12 protein-coding genes are annotated in these 16,016 nt (G+C 57.4%); 3 read left to right on the top strand and 9 right to left on the bottom strand.

What is annotated here, in order from left to right; all coding sequences use genetic code 11:
- Window positions 1–53: 53 nt before the first annotated feature.
- From trpS to ABLQ08_RS28885, 7 genes are all read right to left on the bottom strand, one after another.
- Entirely contained in the window at window positions 54–1,133 is a 1,080-nt protein-coding gene (gene trpS, locus ABLQ08_RS28915) for a tryptophan--tRNA ligase (protein ID WP_352949799.1), read from the bottom strand.
- A gap of 114 nt (window positions 1,134–1,247) precedes the next feature.
- Window positions 1,248–2,816 (bottom strand): murein biosynthesis integral membrane protein MurJ, encoded by a 1,569-nt coding sequence (gene murJ, locus ABLQ08_RS28910; RefSeq protein ID WP_352949797.1) that lies wholly within the window; start codon window positions 2,814–2,816, stop codon window positions 1,248–1,250.
- Window positions 2,817–2,848: 32 nt separating this feature from the next.
- Complete coding sequence (locus ABLQ08_RS28905) at window positions 2,849–5,683, bottom strand: [protein-PII] uridylyltransferase (RefSeq protein WP_352949795.1); 2,835 nt, start codon at window positions 5,681–5,683, stop codon at window positions 2,849–2,851.
- Between the two features lie 240 nt (window positions 5,684–5,923).
- Window positions 5,924–6,295 (bottom strand): helix-turn-helix domain-containing protein, encoded by a 372-nt coding sequence (locus ABLQ08_RS28900; RefSeq protein ID WP_352949793.1) that lies wholly within the window; start codon window positions 6,293–6,295, stop codon window positions 5,924–5,926.
- 4 nt (window positions 6,296–6,299) lie between these two features.
- Complete coding sequence (locus tag ABLQ08_RS28895) at window positions 6,300–6,872, bottom strand: Smr/MutS family protein (RefSeq protein ID WP_352949791.1); 573 nt, start codon at window positions 6,870–6,872, stop codon at window positions 6,300–6,302.
- Between the two features lie 3 nt (window positions 6,873–6,875).
- Complete coding sequence (gene mltA, locus ABLQ08_RS28890) at window positions 6,876–8,075, bottom strand: murein transglycosylase A (protein WP_352949789.1); 1,200 nt, start codon at window positions 8,073–8,075, stop codon at window positions 6,876–6,878.
- A 32-nt stretch (window positions 8,076–8,107) separates the two neighbouring features.
- A complete protein-coding gene (locus ABLQ08_RS28885; protein ID WP_352949787.1) occupies window positions 8,108–8,830 on the bottom strand; it encodes a Tim44/TimA family putative adaptor protein in 723 nt (240 codons plus the stop codon).
- 492 nt (window positions 8,831–9,322) lie between these two features.
- Here ABLQ08_RS28885 and ABLQ08_RS28880 point away from each other — a divergent pair, with 492 nt between their 5' ends.
- Both ABLQ08_RS28880 and ABLQ08_RS28875 read left to right on the top strand, forming a co-directional pair.
- Window positions 9,323–9,844 (top strand): FxsA family protein, encoded by a 522-nt coding sequence (locus ABLQ08_RS28880; RefSeq protein ID WP_352949785.1) that lies wholly within the window; start codon window positions 9,323–9,325, stop codon window positions 9,842–9,844.
- Window positions 9,845–9,968: 124 nt separating this feature from the next.
- Window positions 9,969–11,000, top strand: coding sequence for an acyltransferase family protein (locus ABLQ08_RS28875; protein ID WP_352949783.1), 1,032 nt, complete (start codon window positions 9,969–9,971; stop codon window positions 10,998–11,000).
- Between the two features lie 12 nt (window positions 11,001–11,012).
- Here ABLQ08_RS28875 and ABLQ08_RS28870 read toward each other — a convergent pair whose 3' ends face one another.
- Window positions 11,013–11,510: a GNAT family N-acetyltransferase gene (locus ABLQ08_RS28870; protein ID WP_352949781.1), complete on the bottom strand. Its 498-nt coding sequence runs from the start codon at window positions 11,508–11,510 to the stop codon at window positions 11,013–11,015.
- A gap of 214 nt (window positions 11,511–11,724) precedes the next feature.
- Between ABLQ08_RS28870 and polA the strand changes: the two genes are divergently transcribed.
- Complete coding sequence (polA, locus tag ABLQ08_RS28865) at window positions 11,725–14,703, top strand: DNA polymerase I (RefSeq protein ID WP_352949779.1); 2,979 nt, start codon at window positions 11,725–11,727, stop codon at window positions 14,701–14,703.
- Between the two features lie 428 nt (window positions 14,704–15,131).
- Here the strand turns inward: polA and ABLQ08_RS28860 are convergent, their stop codons facing one another.
- The gene (locus tag ABLQ08_RS28860; protein WP_352949778.1) at window positions 15,132–15,953 is read right to left on the bottom strand and encodes a cyclase family protein; all 822 of its coding nucleotides are present in this window, start codon (window positions 15,951–15,953) and stop codon (window positions 15,132–15,134) included.
- Window positions 15,954–16,016: the final 63 nt, after the last annotated feature.

Genomic DNA, 16,016 nt, shown 5'->3' with positions numbered 1-16,016 from the left:
CCCAACAAAAAAGCCCGGGACGATGCCCGGGCTTGAGTGTTGCTTGTCGAAAATCAGCGGACTTCGAGGAAGCCGATGATCTTGCGAACGTCCTTGAGGACCGGTTCCGCGATCGCCGATGCCTTTTCAGCGCCTTCCTTGAGAACGGCGTCGATCTGGGTCTTGTCGTCCATCAGGCGGCGCATTTCATCGGTCATGGGCGACAGCTTGCTGACAGCCAGTTCGGACAGGGCAGGCTTGAAGGCAGAGAACTGCTGTCCTCCGAAATCCTTCAGAACCTCGTCCTTGGTCATACCGGCGAGTGCGGCGTAGATACCGACGAGATTGTCAGCCTCCGGACGGCTTTCCAGTCCGTCGACTTCACTCGGCAAGGCATCCGGATCAGTCTTGGCTTTCTTCACCTTCTTGGCGATCGTGTCGGCATCGTCGGTCAGGTTGATGCGTGAAAGATCCGACGCATCGGATTTCGACATCTTCTTGGTACCGTCACGCAGCGACATGATCCGGGTGGCCGGTCCGGCGATCATGGGTTCCGTCATGGGGAAATAGAGCTGCTCGGGCAATTCCGGCGAAGGTGTCGGGTTAGGTACGCCGATACCCAGTTCCTTGATCCGGTCGCCAAAGTCGTTGTTGAACTTGGCGGCGATATCGCGGGTCAGCTCCAGATGCTGTTTCTGGTCATCGCCGACGGGAACGTGAGTTGCCCGATAGGCCAGGATGTCGGCAGCCATCAGGTTGGGATAGGCGAAAAGCCCGACGGATGCGTTTTCCCGGTTTTTGCCGGCCTTTTCCTTGAACTGGGTCATGCGGCTGAGCCAGCCCATCCGCGCCACGCAGTTGAAGATCCAGGCAAGTTCGGTGTGTTCGCGAACCTGGGACTGGTTGAAAATAATAGACTTCTTCGGATCAATGCCGGCAGCCATATAGGCAGCGGTCACTTCCCGTGTGGCATTGGTCAATTCGAGCGGATCAGGAAATCCGGCAGTAATGGCGTGGGAGTCGACCACGCAGAAAATGGTCGGCATCTGATCCTGCAACGGAACCCAGCGCGAAACCGCGCCAAGATAGTTGCCAAGGTGGAGATTGCCGGTCGGCTGAACGCCGGAAAAAACACGGGGCTGGAACTCCGTCATTTCAATTCCCTTTATTGGTGCGGCCGGTTGGAAGGGCGCTGTGAACATTTGGGCGCGCCGGGTGTAAGCCCGGCGGAGCAGCTATGCAAGCGGATTAGAGGAAGAATTCGCGTTTCAGGCCTGAGTGTTGCGTCTTGTCAACGTTTTCATCATGCCCAACAGGTCCGCACCGCCGCTGATCTGCGCAAAAATGGCGAATGTCACAATGCCCGTGCTGACGAGCAACGCAAGGCTGGCAACCCTGATGGCAAGCCAGGGACTGGTCAGGTACGACTCCAGGAATAGGGCCGCGAAATGGATGCTGACACCCATAAGCAAGCTGGCCAGAAGAACAAGCGCAAGCCTGCGCAACAGACGGAAGTCGGGCACAAAGTGTCCTCGGCGCCAAAGAACGACAACCAGCAGCCCGGTGTTCACCCATCCCGCCAGTGTCGTTGCAAGTGCAATGCCGACATGCATCAGAACCGGAAACAGAGCGATCGAAAGGGTAACGTTCACGACCATGCCGACGGCGGCAAACTTCATCGGCGTCTTGGTATCCTCCCGGGCGAAATAGCCAGGCGAGAACACCTTGTTCAGCACAAAGGCCGGAAGGCCGAAGGAAAAGGCCATCAGTGCGGCAGCGGTGCCGTCGACCGCAGCGGAATCAAAGCGCACACGCTGAAACAGAACCGCAACGATCTCATGCGGGATGACAGCCAGGGCGACGGCAGCCGGAAGTGTCAGTACAAGAGAGATTTCGAGCGCCCGATTGAGACTGTGCTGATAGGCGTTGAACTGGCCGGAGCGCAACTGGCGCGTCAGACTTGGCAGCAGCACGACACCGATTGCAATTCCGATGACCCCGAGCGGCAACTGGTAGAGCCGGTCGGCAAAATAGAGAAGCGCGTTGGCCCCTTCCTGAAGAGAGGCGATGATCTGGCCTACAGCGATGTTGATCTGGGTGACCCCTCCGGCAATGATGCCGGGAATTCCCAGTGTCAGCAGACGTTTAGCGGATGACGTATAACGTGGGCGAAACACCGGTATGCGAAATCCCAGTCTCTTCAGGTCGATGACGACAACGAGAAGCTGAATGATGCCGCTGACACTGACGCCCACGGTCAGCATGATGCCGAGTTGCGTATTGTCTGTTACGCCGGTCAGAAGGACAGTACCCAGAACGATACTCATCACGACATTCAGCATCACCGGCGCGAAGGCCGCTGCGGCAAACCTTTGATAGGTGTTCAATATACCGCCGATGAAAGCCAGCAAGGACATGAAGATGAGGTAGGGAAACGCAATCCGAGCCATCAGCACGGTGAGGTCGTATTTCTCCGGGTCCGAGAGAAATCCCGGCGCCAGCGCCCAGACCACGGCGGGCATGAATATCTGGGCCACCGCTGTCAGGATCAGGAGACAGAATAACAACGCGGAACCGATTTCGCCGGCAAAGCGTCTTGCGCCCTCTTCGCCACTTTCTTCCACGGCGCGTCCGAACAGTGGAATGAATGCCGAGTTGAAGGCACCCTCTGCAAAAAGCCTGCGAAACAGGTTGGGCAGCCTGAAGGCCACCACGAAAGCGTCGGCGACCGGACCGGCGCCGACCGCGGCCGCCAGAAGCACATCGCGCACAAACCCGAGCAGCCGGCTTAACAGCGTCGCACCACCGACCGTTGCGAAATTGCGGACAAGGCTCATGCAGGAAGGGCTCCGTGAGAGGGGCGGGTCACTTAGCTCACCTGCCGTTGGGCTTTGCGGGCGACAGGAGCTGCCGGGTCCAGCTCGATCTGACCCTCGACAGCGTTGGCAAGGCGTTCACGGATGATGTCCTGACGGCCGATATTGGAAATCTTCTGCCCGGTCAGATCGGTGACGTAAAAGACGTCGACCACCTTTTCGCCAAAGGTCGAAATGTGAGCCGAACCGATGTTCAGATTGAGCGTGGCGATGGACCGGGTCAGGTCGTAAAGAAGACCGGGCCGATCAAGGCCACTTATCTCCAGCACCGTGTAATCGTCTGAAAGCGCATTGTTGACCAGGACTTCGCTGGCAACCTTGAACGCCTTCATGCGGCCCTTCACGGCGCTTTTCTTCGGCACGGGTTCAGGCAGGCGCTCTTCACCCCGCAAGGTCGTCTTGATCAGCTGCGAGATCCGTTCACCGCGCCGGTGTTCATCTTCATTGTTCGGCAATTCCCTGCTGATGAAAATCGTGTCGAGCGCGAAACCGTCCGTGGTGGTGTCGATCTGCGCATCCACGATGTTCGCGCCGGTGGAAAAGCAGGCTCCGGCGATGATCGACAGCAGCCGCGGGTGGTCCGGCGCCATGATCGTCAGCTCGGTTACCCCCTCGAATGCGCGTGGAACAACCTGAAATGCAAGTTGCTTGCTGTTCTTGTCTGCCTTGTGCAGCAGCTCGGCATGCGAGACGAGCCGATCAGGTTCGGTTCTGAGCCAATAGGCCGGATAATGCCGCTTCAGATAGGCGTTGCGGTCCTTTTTCGTCCAGTGATCGAGTTGCTCGGAAAGACTGTCCTTGGCTTGCTCGATGGCCTTGGCATGAGACATCTTGCTGTGGCCGCCGGACAGGTGGGGTTCCGTGGTGTAGTAGAGCGTTCTGAGAAGCTGCCCTTTCCAGCCATTGAATACGCCCGGACCGACCGCGCGGATATCGGCAACCGTCAGGATCAGCAACAGTTTCAGACGTTCCAGAGACTGCACCGTCTGGGCAAAATCCGTGATTGTCTTGCGATCGGAAAGATCCCGGGACTGCGCAATCGTGCTCATGTCCAGGTGATGTTCAATCAGCCAGGCAACCGTTTCGGTTTCCGCGTCGTTCAGGCCGAAACGCGGGCAGATTTTCCGGGCGACTTTCGCACCGCCAACGGAGTGGTCTTCCGGCCGCCCCTTGGCAATGTCATGCAGGAACATCGCCACGAAAAGCACCTTGCGGTTCTGAAGGGTCAGGATCAGATCGGTTGCCAGCGGATGGTCATCCCCGGAATCCCCCCGTTCGATTTCCGACAGGACACCGATGGACCGGATCAGATGTTCGTCGACCGTGTAGTGGTGATACATGTTGAACTGCATCATCGCCACCACCTTACCGAAATCCGGTACGAACCGCCCGAGTACACCGGTCTCGTTCATCTTGCGCAAGGTTTTCTCGGGTGAAACGCGCGACGTGAGCACCGACAGGAACAACCGGTTGGCTTCCGGATCGGAACGCAGGTTGCTGTCCACCAGCTTCAGAGAATGGCGGATCAGTCGCGTCAGCTGTGGATGCAGATTGTATTCATGCTTGTCGGCAAGCTGGAAAACGCGAAGGATATTGGTCGGATCGGTTTCGAAAATCGTATCTGAGGTGACATTGAGCCGGTTGTTCTCGACAACGAAACCCGGTGCACCCTTCACCGCCTTGGCTGCACCGGAGATCCGGCCACTGCGCAGCCGTTTCACGATGCTGGACAGCCCCTTGCCGCGTGGTGCCTTGACGTGTTCCTCTTCCAGCGCGGCACAGATGATGCGTGTCAGGTCACCGACATCCTTGGCCACGAGGAAATAGTGCTTCATGAAGCGCTCGACATCCTTCATGCCCGGATGCTGGGTGTAGCTGAGACGAACGGCAATCTCGCGCTGGACATCGAATGAGAGTCTTTCCTCCGGCCGCTTGGTCAGGAAATGCAGATGACACCTGACCGCCCAGAGAAAATCCTCCGATTTGACGAACCTTGAATATTCGGACCGGGTGAGAACGCCCTTCTTGACCAGTTCCGACTGACGGTTGACCCGGAAATGGTATTTCGCGATCCAGAACAACGTGTTGAGATCGCGCAGGCCCCCTTTGCCTTCCTTGATGTTCGGCTCGACCAGATAGCGGGACATGCCCTGGCGCTGATGGCGCTCATCGCGCTCCTGCAGCTTGGCGGCGATGAATTCCGAACTCGTTCCCTCGACAACTTCGGTATCGAAGCGCCGGACGAGTTCGCGAAACAGCTCTTCGTCGCCCCAGATATAGCGGGCTTCGAGAACGGCCGTGCGGATTGTCATGTCCGACTTGGACAGGCGAATGCACTCATCCAGATTGCGCGTCGCATGGCCGACCTTGAAGCCGAGATCCCAAAGCATGTAGAGGATGTATTCGACCACCTGCTCGCCCCAGGGGGTCTGCTTGTATGGCAGGATGAAAAGCAGATCGATATCGGAGCCGGGAGCCAGGGTCCCCCGGCCATACCCGCCGACCGCGGCAACGGACATGCGTTCTGCCGCAGACGGGTTCTTCACCCGGTAGACATGCTTGACGGCAAACTCGTAAATCAGCCGGATCAATTCGTCCTGAATGTAGGACAGCCTGGCGGCACACAGCAGCCCCTTGCCGTCTTCATTAAGCAGCTTCTGGGCGGTTTCCCGGGAAGATTTGACGGTCGACTTAAGCTCCGCCAGAACAGCCGATCGGGTTTTCAGGTCTGAACCATTGCCCTCGTTTCCCGACGTCAAGGCACTCAATCGTTTTCCGAGATCTTCAGAATCGATCAGTCCGGCAAGTTCGTCTTGGGAAAATTTCATTTTCTTCACGCGTCCGTTCAACAGAGGCAGGGGCGGGCACATCCAGGTCCCACGTGCCGGTTATATAGGGAACGAGGGATAAGGACACGTAAATCTCGATTGCAGATGCCCATGGTATTTCGTGCAGATTTTCATTGCGGTATTGGCGGGCAATTGCTGCCGCCAATCGCCGGGTCAAACAAGCATGTCTTCTCTTGAAATCAGATCCTTTTGGAGCTGAGGGCAACCAAGCATTTCAATTCAAACATCGTCCTTCACCGCGGCAACGCGCAACTGGTGCAGCAGGGAACCGAGGGACTCCTCCGAAAGACCACCGATCTTGAGTGCCAGGTGATTGGCAAGTTCGGTTGCCTTGGGGTGCATTCCGGCGGTATCGATCGTCACCCGGGGATCGGAGAGTTCCGCCAGCCGCTGGATTTCCTCCGCCTCGTCCCAGATGACATTGAAATAGGTGATGATTCTTTGAACCAGAAACCAGGTCGGCTTGCCGCGTTTTCCGTGTTCGAGTGCTGACAGATATGCGCTGGAGACGGACAGCGCCGCAGCCATCTCTTTGAGTGACACGCCTTGTTTTGTCCTCAGTTCCCGAATTTTTGCCCCAAGCGGTGTCACGTTCCTACCTTTTCTTTCGAATTCGGACGTAAAGCGCCCCTGCCCCACCGTGGCTGGGATGCGCTTCTTCATAGCCGATGACGACCGAACGCAGATCCGGCATTGCCAGCCACTGGGGAACCATTCTGCGCAAAACGCCGCGTTCGTCCATATAGGCCCGCTCCGGACTGCCGCCTTTTCCTGTAATCACGAGAACCACCCTATGTCTGCGGGCCTGTGCCTGATACAGGAAACCGAGCAACCGGTCATGGGCCTGGTACTGCGTCAGGCCGTGGAGATCGATACGGGCATCGATGGCCGTGACGCCTCGAACAATCTTTCGGCGGTAGCGATGTTCCAGCTGGTGCAAGGGCAATGGCGCCTGCGGCTGTTTTGCAGGCGAAGGAGCACTGATTGCAGTCGCTGTCTGCTGTGACTTGACGGACTTCCGCGGTGCGGATTCGGCGGCGGCCTTTGTCAGTTCTTCTTCAAGCGCCTTGGCGCGATCCGGGTGCAAAGGGGTCAGGGTTTTTGCGACCTTGCCCCACAGGTCCCGGTCTTCCGGTGACAGCGCGCCCTTTTTTCCCCTCTTGGCCATGGCTCAGTCCACTGTCGCCCCGGCATTCGCCAGTCTCGAATTCGGCACCAGCACGACGAACTCCGCTTTATGACGGATATCTCCGGCGATCTGACCGGCACGTTTTCCCGATCCGGTAAAGACATCCCCGCGAGCCGGCCCCCTGATGGCAGAACCCGTATCGTCGCTCACCATCAAGCGGGCAAAGGATCGCCCGGTCGCGTCGGGATCCTGAAACCCGGCGGAAACGAATATCAGTGCACCATAGGGAAAGTGTGACGGGTCGACAGCCAGGCTCCGGCCCGGCACCAGGGATAGATTGGCAGCGCCGATCGGACCGTCTTCCGGTTTCGCTTCATGAACTTCGCGAAAGAAGATGTAGGAACGGTTTTCCTTGAAAAGCGCATCACGTTTTTCATGGTTTTTCGTCAGCCAGGTACGAAGACCCGACATGGTAAAGTCTTCAGGCGTTCCTTCACCACGCTCGACCAGAAGTCGTCCGATGCCGGTATACGGATGACCGGACTTGCCCGCGTATCCCACCCGCATCGTCGAATCGTCGGTCAGACGCAGACGAGCAGATCCCTGCACGTGAATGAAAAAGGCGTCAACGGGATCTGCCAGCCAGACAAGTTCGAGGTTTTCCTTGTCCAATGCGCCGTCCATGACCGCAGCTCGATCCGGCAGCTCCTGAAGTGTCCCGTCTACCCATCGGCCGTGGCTGAGATGCGAAGGCCAATCGACTGGACGGTTCTTTGCCGTTACAGCCTCCAGTCCTGCGGGTTTTTTGTGCAGCGGAACGGAATAGTCTTCAGTTTTCTCGCGAGAAGCCGTTACCTCGGGTTCGAAGTACCCGGTCACGAAGCCTTTCTCGTTGATGCGGAATGGCGTGAAGTGGGTTTCAAAAAAATGCCGGGCTGAACTGTTGGTTTCCATGGCTTGCCCGCGTGCCAACTCACACAGCGAGTTCAGTTCGTCAGTTGTGGTACGCAACAGCTCGGGGCCACCGTCCATGGCATTCGGGCGTTTGCAAAAGCGAAGAAAGCTCCTCAGGGCAGCCAACTGGTTGTCCTGTTCCCATCCTTGAACACGGTCGAAGGCGGTTTTCTGAAATTGTTCGGGAAATTGCGGGCCTTGCTGCATGGCCGAAGCAGCTCCTGCAAAGAAAAGCGGCGCGGCTAGAACCGCGCCCTTCAAAATTACGGCGAGCAATGGGAAAGGCATTGCCCTCTTGGGCCGCCCCGTCTGCGCCACGATCACTCGGCGGATTCGGTCGCAACCAGCTTCCAGTTCGGATCGCGGGAGCTCGTGTCACGCGCGAAGGTCCAGATATCGACCACTTCGGTCACCTTGGCAGGGTCGCCGTCCACCACTTCGCCCGCCTTGTCGCGCGTCGCGGAAATCAGCTGACTGTGGATCTTGACCGTGACCTGAGCGGTCGAGCCCTTGAGCGCCGCTTCAACGATCTCGGCCTTGTCGATGCCGACAAAGGTCGATTCAATGGTTTCGCCTCTCTTTTCGCGATCGTCGATGGCGGCAACAAAGCCTTCATAGACATCACGAGAAAGGAGGTTCTTGAGGGCTTTCTTGTCACCGTCGGCAAACGCCATCACGATCATTTCGTAAGCGGCGCGCGCACCCTGCAGAAAGGGCTCCGGCTCGAAACTGCGGTCGACGGAAAGAATTTGCTTCAGCGCGCTGTTGAGTGCCGATCCCTCAGGAGCGACCTTGTCGATAACCACGTCGCCGGCGGGCGCGTTTTCTTCCATGGCTTCGGACTGTTGAGCTGTCTGGTTCGGCAACGGGATGACGTTGTCCTGTCCGTTTGCCTGATCCTTGGATTGCTCGGGCTTGGAATAAGGGTCAAAAGGCGGGCGTTCGTTGCCGGTACGCTTGCCCAATACAGACCTCAGTCTGAAGAGAATGAAAACCGCAAGTCCCATAAGGAGGAGGTTTAATGGGTCAAAAATCTCATTCATTTTTCGTTCCGGCTACCCTTTGAAGGCAATTAACGCCGCCCTTTTGTTCTTTAAGGTGCGCGCTGGCTCACACTCAACTCTGTTATCTTCCTATTTAGGGGGTTCTTGAACCAGCATCCAGACCCAAGAGCAAGACAGATTTTTTGCTAAGTGCTTCTTTCACGCGACTGCCTGCTCGCATTTTTGTGAGCGAATGTCTACCTTAGGTCTCGGACTCATAATTGAGTTTGAAATGATTTGAGGCGGATTGCTCGTCTAATAGTAGTGAAAGTGCAGGAAATGTGGTTCATTTTCAAGCCTTTCGCGACAATGGCGAGGAACTGTCCGGTCAAATGCGAAGGTCATGGAAACGGCCCGGCCACGCCGGTTCAGCGCAACCATCCGGGGAATTGACCCGTGCCGCGCAAAATTTTTCGTGGTCCTTTGCCATTTCAAACTCATTTGTGAGTCCGTGGCCCAAGTCCAAACAGCTTATCAGACGTTGGAGGTCCCGTGGGACTTTATATCATTGCCGCTATTCTTTTGCTGCCTCTGATCGAGATTGCAGTCTTCATCTGGGTTGGCGGTCTGATCGGGGTGTTCCCGACCATTTTGCTAACGCTTGTCACAGCGGTGGCGGGCACAATCATGCTGCGTCAGCAGGGATTGTCGCTGCTCATGCGCATGCAGAAGGAACTTGATGCAGGGCGGGCTCCGGGCAATGAAGTCATGCAGGGCGCAATGATCGTTCTTGCCAGTATCCTGCTGCTCATTCCCGGATTTGTGACCGATGCGATCGGCCTATTGCTGTTTATCCCGCCGGTTCGCGAGGCACTGGCCAAATTCATCATTTCCCGGTCCGATGTCGTGATCGTCCAGGGAGGACAGGGCCCCCGCAGGCCCGGAGATCATGTCGTTGACCTTGATGAAGGCGACTGGTCGGAAAAGAACGATGGCGCTTCCGAGGGCCCGTCAGGAAACGGCCAACCCAGAATTAGCCCCTGGCAGGACGGTTCCGACAACGCGAAATCCTAACGGAACCTCGATCCGGCTCACCAAATCGTGACTAGGGTCGTAGGGGCAAATTTACCAGTTGGGGGTACTTCTGCACGCTGATCCTGGGTGAAAACCGTTCCGGAACAGGAAAAAGGTGCGGACCATGAGTGCACATCGCGTTGACTGGGTCGATACGGCCAAGGGCATCTGCATCATCTTTGTTGTGATGATGCATTCGGTTCTCGGTGTCGAGGCCGCAGCTGGTGAGACCGGTTGGATGCACGCCATTGTCGCTTTTGCCGCGCCGTTCCGGATGCCGGACTTCTTCCTGATTTCCGGCCTGTTCCTTTCCAAGGTCATCACCCGCGACTGGAAGCTATATCTCGATCGAAAGGTCGTCCATTTCGCATACTTTTACGTGCTCTGGATGACGATCCAGTTCGCGGTAAAGGCTCCTGTCTTTGCCGGTGAAATGGGCACGGCCGGTGCCCTGGAGTTCTACTTCCTGAGCTTCATCCAGCCTTTCGGCACTTTGTGGTTCATCTACATGCTGCCGGTCTTTTTCCTGGTCTGCAAACTGGCCCATGACAAGGGAGTTCCCTGGCAAGCTATGCTGGTTGTCGCCGCGATCCTGCAGATTGCGCCGATCCATACCGGTTGGCTGCTGGTTGATGAGTTTGCCTCGCGCTTTGTCTATTTCTATTGCGGTTACATCTTCGCTCCGCAGATCTTCAAGCTTGCCGGATGGGCGCGTGAGCGCATAGGTGTCAGCCTTGCCTATCTGCTTGGCTGGGGGCTTGTGAACGGAGGGCTGGTCTATGCCGGGCTCGCAGCTGACCCGATCATTTCCCTTGCATTGGGCGCAGCTGGAGCCGGTGCAATCATCCTGACGAGTGCATTGATTGTGAAATGGGGCCGGATGGATTTCCTCCGCCACTTCGGCGAGAACTCCATCGTCATCTATCTCGCCTTCTTCTTTCCGATGGCGGTTACCCGAGTGATCCTGCTGAAACTGGGCATCCTTGATATCGGTACAGCGTCACTGGTCGTGACCATCGTCGCCTCCGTCAGTCCGATGATCCTGTTCTGGCTGATCCGCTGGACCAACCTTGGCTGGTTCCTGTTCAAGAGGCCGCAATGGGCTTATCTGAGCGGCACCTTCGGGCGCAAAGGGCAGGCTCAGGCGGCGGAGTGATCACGTGAGTGCTCAGCCAGCGCCGGTTTGATGCATTGTTTCATTCAAAATGGGTTTTGCCATGTCAATCAGATAATGGCCTTCACGGCTTGGATGGGGGCGTTTACCCGTCTTTGTGAATCCGAGCTTTTCATACAGCGCGATGTTTTTGAGCATCTTGCTATTGGTGTGAAGGCGCAATTCCGGTAACGAGTTCCGGATTGCGTATTGCTCCGCTTGAGCAAACAACGCCTTCGCCAGTCCTTTACCCTGCCATCGTGGATCAACGGCAACGCTGTAGATCATCAGGTAGCCGATCTTTTCATCAACGGCCATTACAGCGGCTGCGGTACCTGACCACTCTGCAATCCAGACATGACCGCTCTCTATCCGCGTCCTGTAGTCCTCACGCGCTGGACTTGGCACTGTTCCGATCAAGCCTTGATATGTTGGAACGTAAGCATTGATCTTTATTTCATTGATCAGCTCAGCTTCATCGATCCGGGCCAGCCGAACGAGAACAGATTGCATATGAGAGTCTGAAAAGGGCATCGCAAGCACTTGGTCGGCAAGAGATCAGTTTGTAAGAGTCTGGTGGATCGGCATTGCGTTCACAATGAGACAAACCATCCCAATGGCGATCTTTCGGTGAACACTCAGTTGGGTGCCACCGGGCGCACCATTTCGCCGTGACATTCCTGAGAATGGCTGAAATTCCCTCTTCCCTCCTCGGCCCAGTCCGGGCATGATCCGCGCCATGTCGACGCAAGATTCCTCACCCGCCCTCACCGCCGACGACCACCTGATCCTGGTCGACGGCTCCACTTTCATCTTCCGCGCCTATCACGCGCTGCCGCCGCTGACCCGCAAGCCGGACGGATTGCCCGTTGGCGCCGTGTCCGGTTTCTGCAACATGCTGTGGAAGCTGCTGCAGGAAGGTCTGACACCGGAAGAAGGCGATGAGCCGACCCATTTCGCGGTGATTTTCGATCATTCGGCCAAAACGTTCCGGAATGACATTTACCCCGAATACAAGGCCCAACGGCCGGAACCACCGGAAGACCTGGTGCCGCAGTTCGGTCTGATCCGCGAGGCGACACGGGCGTTTTCCGTTCATTGCATCGAGCAGGCCGGCTTCGAGGCGGACGACCTGATCGCCACCTATGCCCGTCAGGCATCCGACATGGGTGCAACGGTGACCATTGTCTCCGGCGACAAGGACCTGATGCAGTTGATCGGCCCGAATGTCGGCATGATCGACACCATGAAGAACAAGACTTTCGGCGAAGAGGAAGTTTTCGAGAAGTTCGGCGTCGGTCCGGACAAGGTTATCGAGGTGCAGTCGCTGGCGGGTGACAGCGTCGACAACGTTCCGGGTGTCCCGGGCATTGGTCTCAAGACCGCGGCTCTCCTGATCAACGAATTCGGCGATCTGGAAACCCTGCTGGCTCAGGCCGAGACCATCAAGCAGAAGAAGCGCCGGGAAAACCTGATCGAGTTCGCCGACCAGGCGCGCGTCTCCAAGGAACTTGTGACCTTGAAGCAGGATGTCCCAGTCGAGGTTCCGGTGACCGATCTCTCGGTCATGGAAGTGGATGGCCCCAAAGCCGTCGGCTTCCTGAAAACCATGGGCTTCAACACGCTGACCAAGCGAGTGGCCGAGACGACCGGTGCCGAACTTGCCAATATCGAGGCAACCGATTTTCAGGTGCCGGGCTGGGATGTTCCCGACCACAAGGGCCGTATGGCGGAACGGCCCGAAAGCACGAGCGCTTCCGGATCGGGATCGGCAGACGCCGGTTCAGGTGTTGACGGTGCAATGGTGCCGCAGACGGTGGCCGATGCGCGGGCCGAAAGCATCAAGGCAATCGCGATCGACTCCAACGCTTATGAGACCGTGACAACGGTCGAACGGCTGCAGGAATGGTGCGAGGCGGCATTTGAAAAAGGCTATGTTGCCTTTGACACCGAAACCACGTCCCTTGATGCCATGCAGGCTGATCTGGTTGGCCTGTCACTGTCGACGGAGCCCGGCAAGGCCTGTTACGTGCCGCTCGCCCATGTTGATGGCGAAGGCGACCTTCTCGGCGGTGGTGGCCTGCTGCCCGACCAGATCCCGCTGAAGGACGCACTGGAAGTCCTCAAGCCGATGCTGGAGGACCGGTCGGTCCTGAAGATTGCGCAGAACCTCAAGTATGACTGGCTGGTGATGACCCGCTACGGCATCGATATCGGTCCGTTTGATGACACCATGCTGCTTTCCTACACCGTGGACGCGGGCAAGGGCGGCAACGGCATGGACGAGTTGTCCGAGCGCTGGCTCGGTCACAAGCCGATCCCGTTCAAGGAAGTCTGCGGATCCGGCAAGTCGATGATCACTTTCGACAAGGTGGCCATCGACAAGGCAACGGCTTATGCAGCCGAAGACGCTGACGTCACCTTGCGCCTGTGGCTGATCCTGAAGCCGCGCCTTGCCAGTGATCACATGGCAACGGTCTACGAGACCCTGGAACGGCCGATGGTGCCGGTGCTGGCTCGTATGGAAAAGCGTGGCATTTCCGTCGACCGTCAGATGCTCTCGCGCCTTTCCGGTGATTTTGCGCAAGGCATGGCCGGGCTGGAATCGGAAATCTACGAGCTGGCCGGTCAGAACTTCAACATCGGTTCGCCGAAGCAGCTCGGAGACATTCTCTTCGGCAAGATGGAACTGCCGGGCGGCAAGAAGACCAAGACGGGTGCCTGGTCGACCTCTGCACAGGTTCTGGAAGAACTTGCTGCCGAAGGCCATGAGCTGCCGTCCAAGATTGTTGCCTGGCGTCAGTTGTCGAAGCTGAAATCCACGTATTCCGATGCCCTTCCCGGTTACATCAATCCGGAGACGGGCCGGGTGCACACGTCTTATGCCCTCGCGGCAACGACGACGGGCCGCCTGTCATCCTCCGAGCCGAACCTGCAGAACATTCCGGTTCGGACCGAGGAGGGCCGGAAGATCCGTCAGGCCTTTGTATCGGAAAAGGGGCACAAGCTGATCTCCGCCGATTACAGCCAGATCGAGCTCCGGGTGCTCGCGCATATCGCCGATATTCCGCAGCTGAAAAAGGCGTTCGAGGACGGGCTCGACATTCACGCCATGACGGCGAGCGAAATGTTTGGAACGCCGATCGAAGGCATGGACCCGATGGTCCGCCGCCAGGCCAAGGCCATCAATTTCGGCATCATCTACGGCATTTCCGCCTTCGGGCTTGCCAACCAGCTGGGCATATCGCGCGGTGAGGCGGGTGATTACATCAAGACCTATTTTGAGCGCTTCCCGGGCATCAAGGACTACATGGAAGAGACCAAGAAAAAGGTCCATGCCGACGGCTACGTCACCACGATTTTCGGCCGCAAGGCGCATTATCTTGAAGTGAACACCAAGAACCCGAACCACCGCGCCTTTTATGAGCGGGCCGCGATCAATGCACCGATCCAGGGCTCGGCCGCCGATATTCTGCGCCGGGCCATGGTTCGCATGGAAGACAAGCTCGCCGCCGCCAGACTGGACGCCCAGATGTTGCTTCAAGTGCACGACGAATTGATCTTCGAAGTGCCGGACGCACAGGTGGACGACACGATCCCGGTCATCCGCGAGGTCATGGAAACTGCCTGCGAACCGGCGCTGAAGCTGTCGGTGCCGCTGAAGGTCGATGCCCGCGCCGCAAGCAACTGGGACGAAGCGCACTAAACGTTCGTATTTCAACGACTCTCGTGACCCCGGTATCGATCCGGGGTCATTGTCGTTGTTCCACTACCACACAGAACTTGTAGATGCTGGATAAGAGCAGGCCAGCCGACTGCTGCTTTGCGGCCTCCGGCCCGCCGTGCGGGGTGATGCTCCCAAACTGTGCCGCGGTGACGGGTTTTGTGGTGATTGTCATCAATCTGATACCATCGGAACCTGCGGTGGAAGCCGCAAGCCTGGAACTGAAGAACCTGCGTTGCTGAAGCGGTTGCCGTTTTCAAAGCGCGGCCGCATTCGTCGATTGATGTCACGGGATCATTATGTCGAGGTGAACACAGACAACGACGTCTCACTCATTTCGATGAGGTTCATGGATGCGATCGCAGAACCTGGACCGGAATCCGGTCTTCAGTTTCACCGGTCCCACTGGATCACATCATCGCCATCACACGCGCCGGTCCGCCTGTACCGCCCCGGAATTTCGGTGCGCCGACGATCAACGTCGCGCCGACCGGCGGCAAGGCGTCAAGATTGGCAAGGCATTCGATGCCCCAACGATTGCTTGGCAGCCAGGCATAGTGAACGGCAAAATCCTTGGACTGGCCAAAGTCGAGCGACAGCGTGTCGACCGCGATGCCAACGGCGTCCGTTTCTTCCATCAGCATTTGAGCGGCTTCCAGATGAAAGCCCGGAAAGTGCATGACGCCTTCACTGCCGGCATTGCGGAACTTGTCTGAGTTCACATGCGCATCCCAGCCCGAGTTCATTGCAACACAACCACCCTTGGGAATATCGCCATGGGTCGCGATCCAGGCTTTCAGGTCGTCCGGCGTTACCTGGGCATTGGCGTCTTCCGCCGCTTTGGCCTTTATGTCGATCACACAGAGCGGCGCGACGAGGTTCTCGACCGGAATTTCGGCGACGGACTGGCCATCGGCGGAAAAGTGCAGCGGTGCGTCCATATGCGTTCCGGTGTGCTCGTTTAAGGTCAGTTCCAGCAGGTTGTAGCCATCCTTGGCAATCTCGAAGACCTGATTCACATGAAACTGCTGCCCGCCTCCATAGGTCGGAAATGTGCTGTGAAGTTCATGGGTCATGTCGGTGATCTTTTGCGGAGCCTGCGCCATTGCGGGCATGGTTCCCGATACGGAGGCGGTTGCTGCAATTCCGGTTCCCACGGCAGCGGCCTTGAAGAAATCCCGCCGCGACAGCATCCTCTCCTTGACGGAATTCATCACGCAAAGATCACACATGAAAGCGTCCTCCTAATCCTGTTGAACCGAACGACAATCAGAGCGGCTCCGGCGTTTGTCTCG

The sequence above is a fragment of the Roseibium sp. SCP14 genome (genome assembly GCF_040329475.1).
Lineage (GTDB): Bacteria > Pseudomonadota > Alphaproteobacteria > Rhizobiales > Stappiaceae > Roseibium.
Note: the sequence above shows the minus strand (reverse complement) of the source record. Positions and strands in the feature narration are given on the sequence as shown.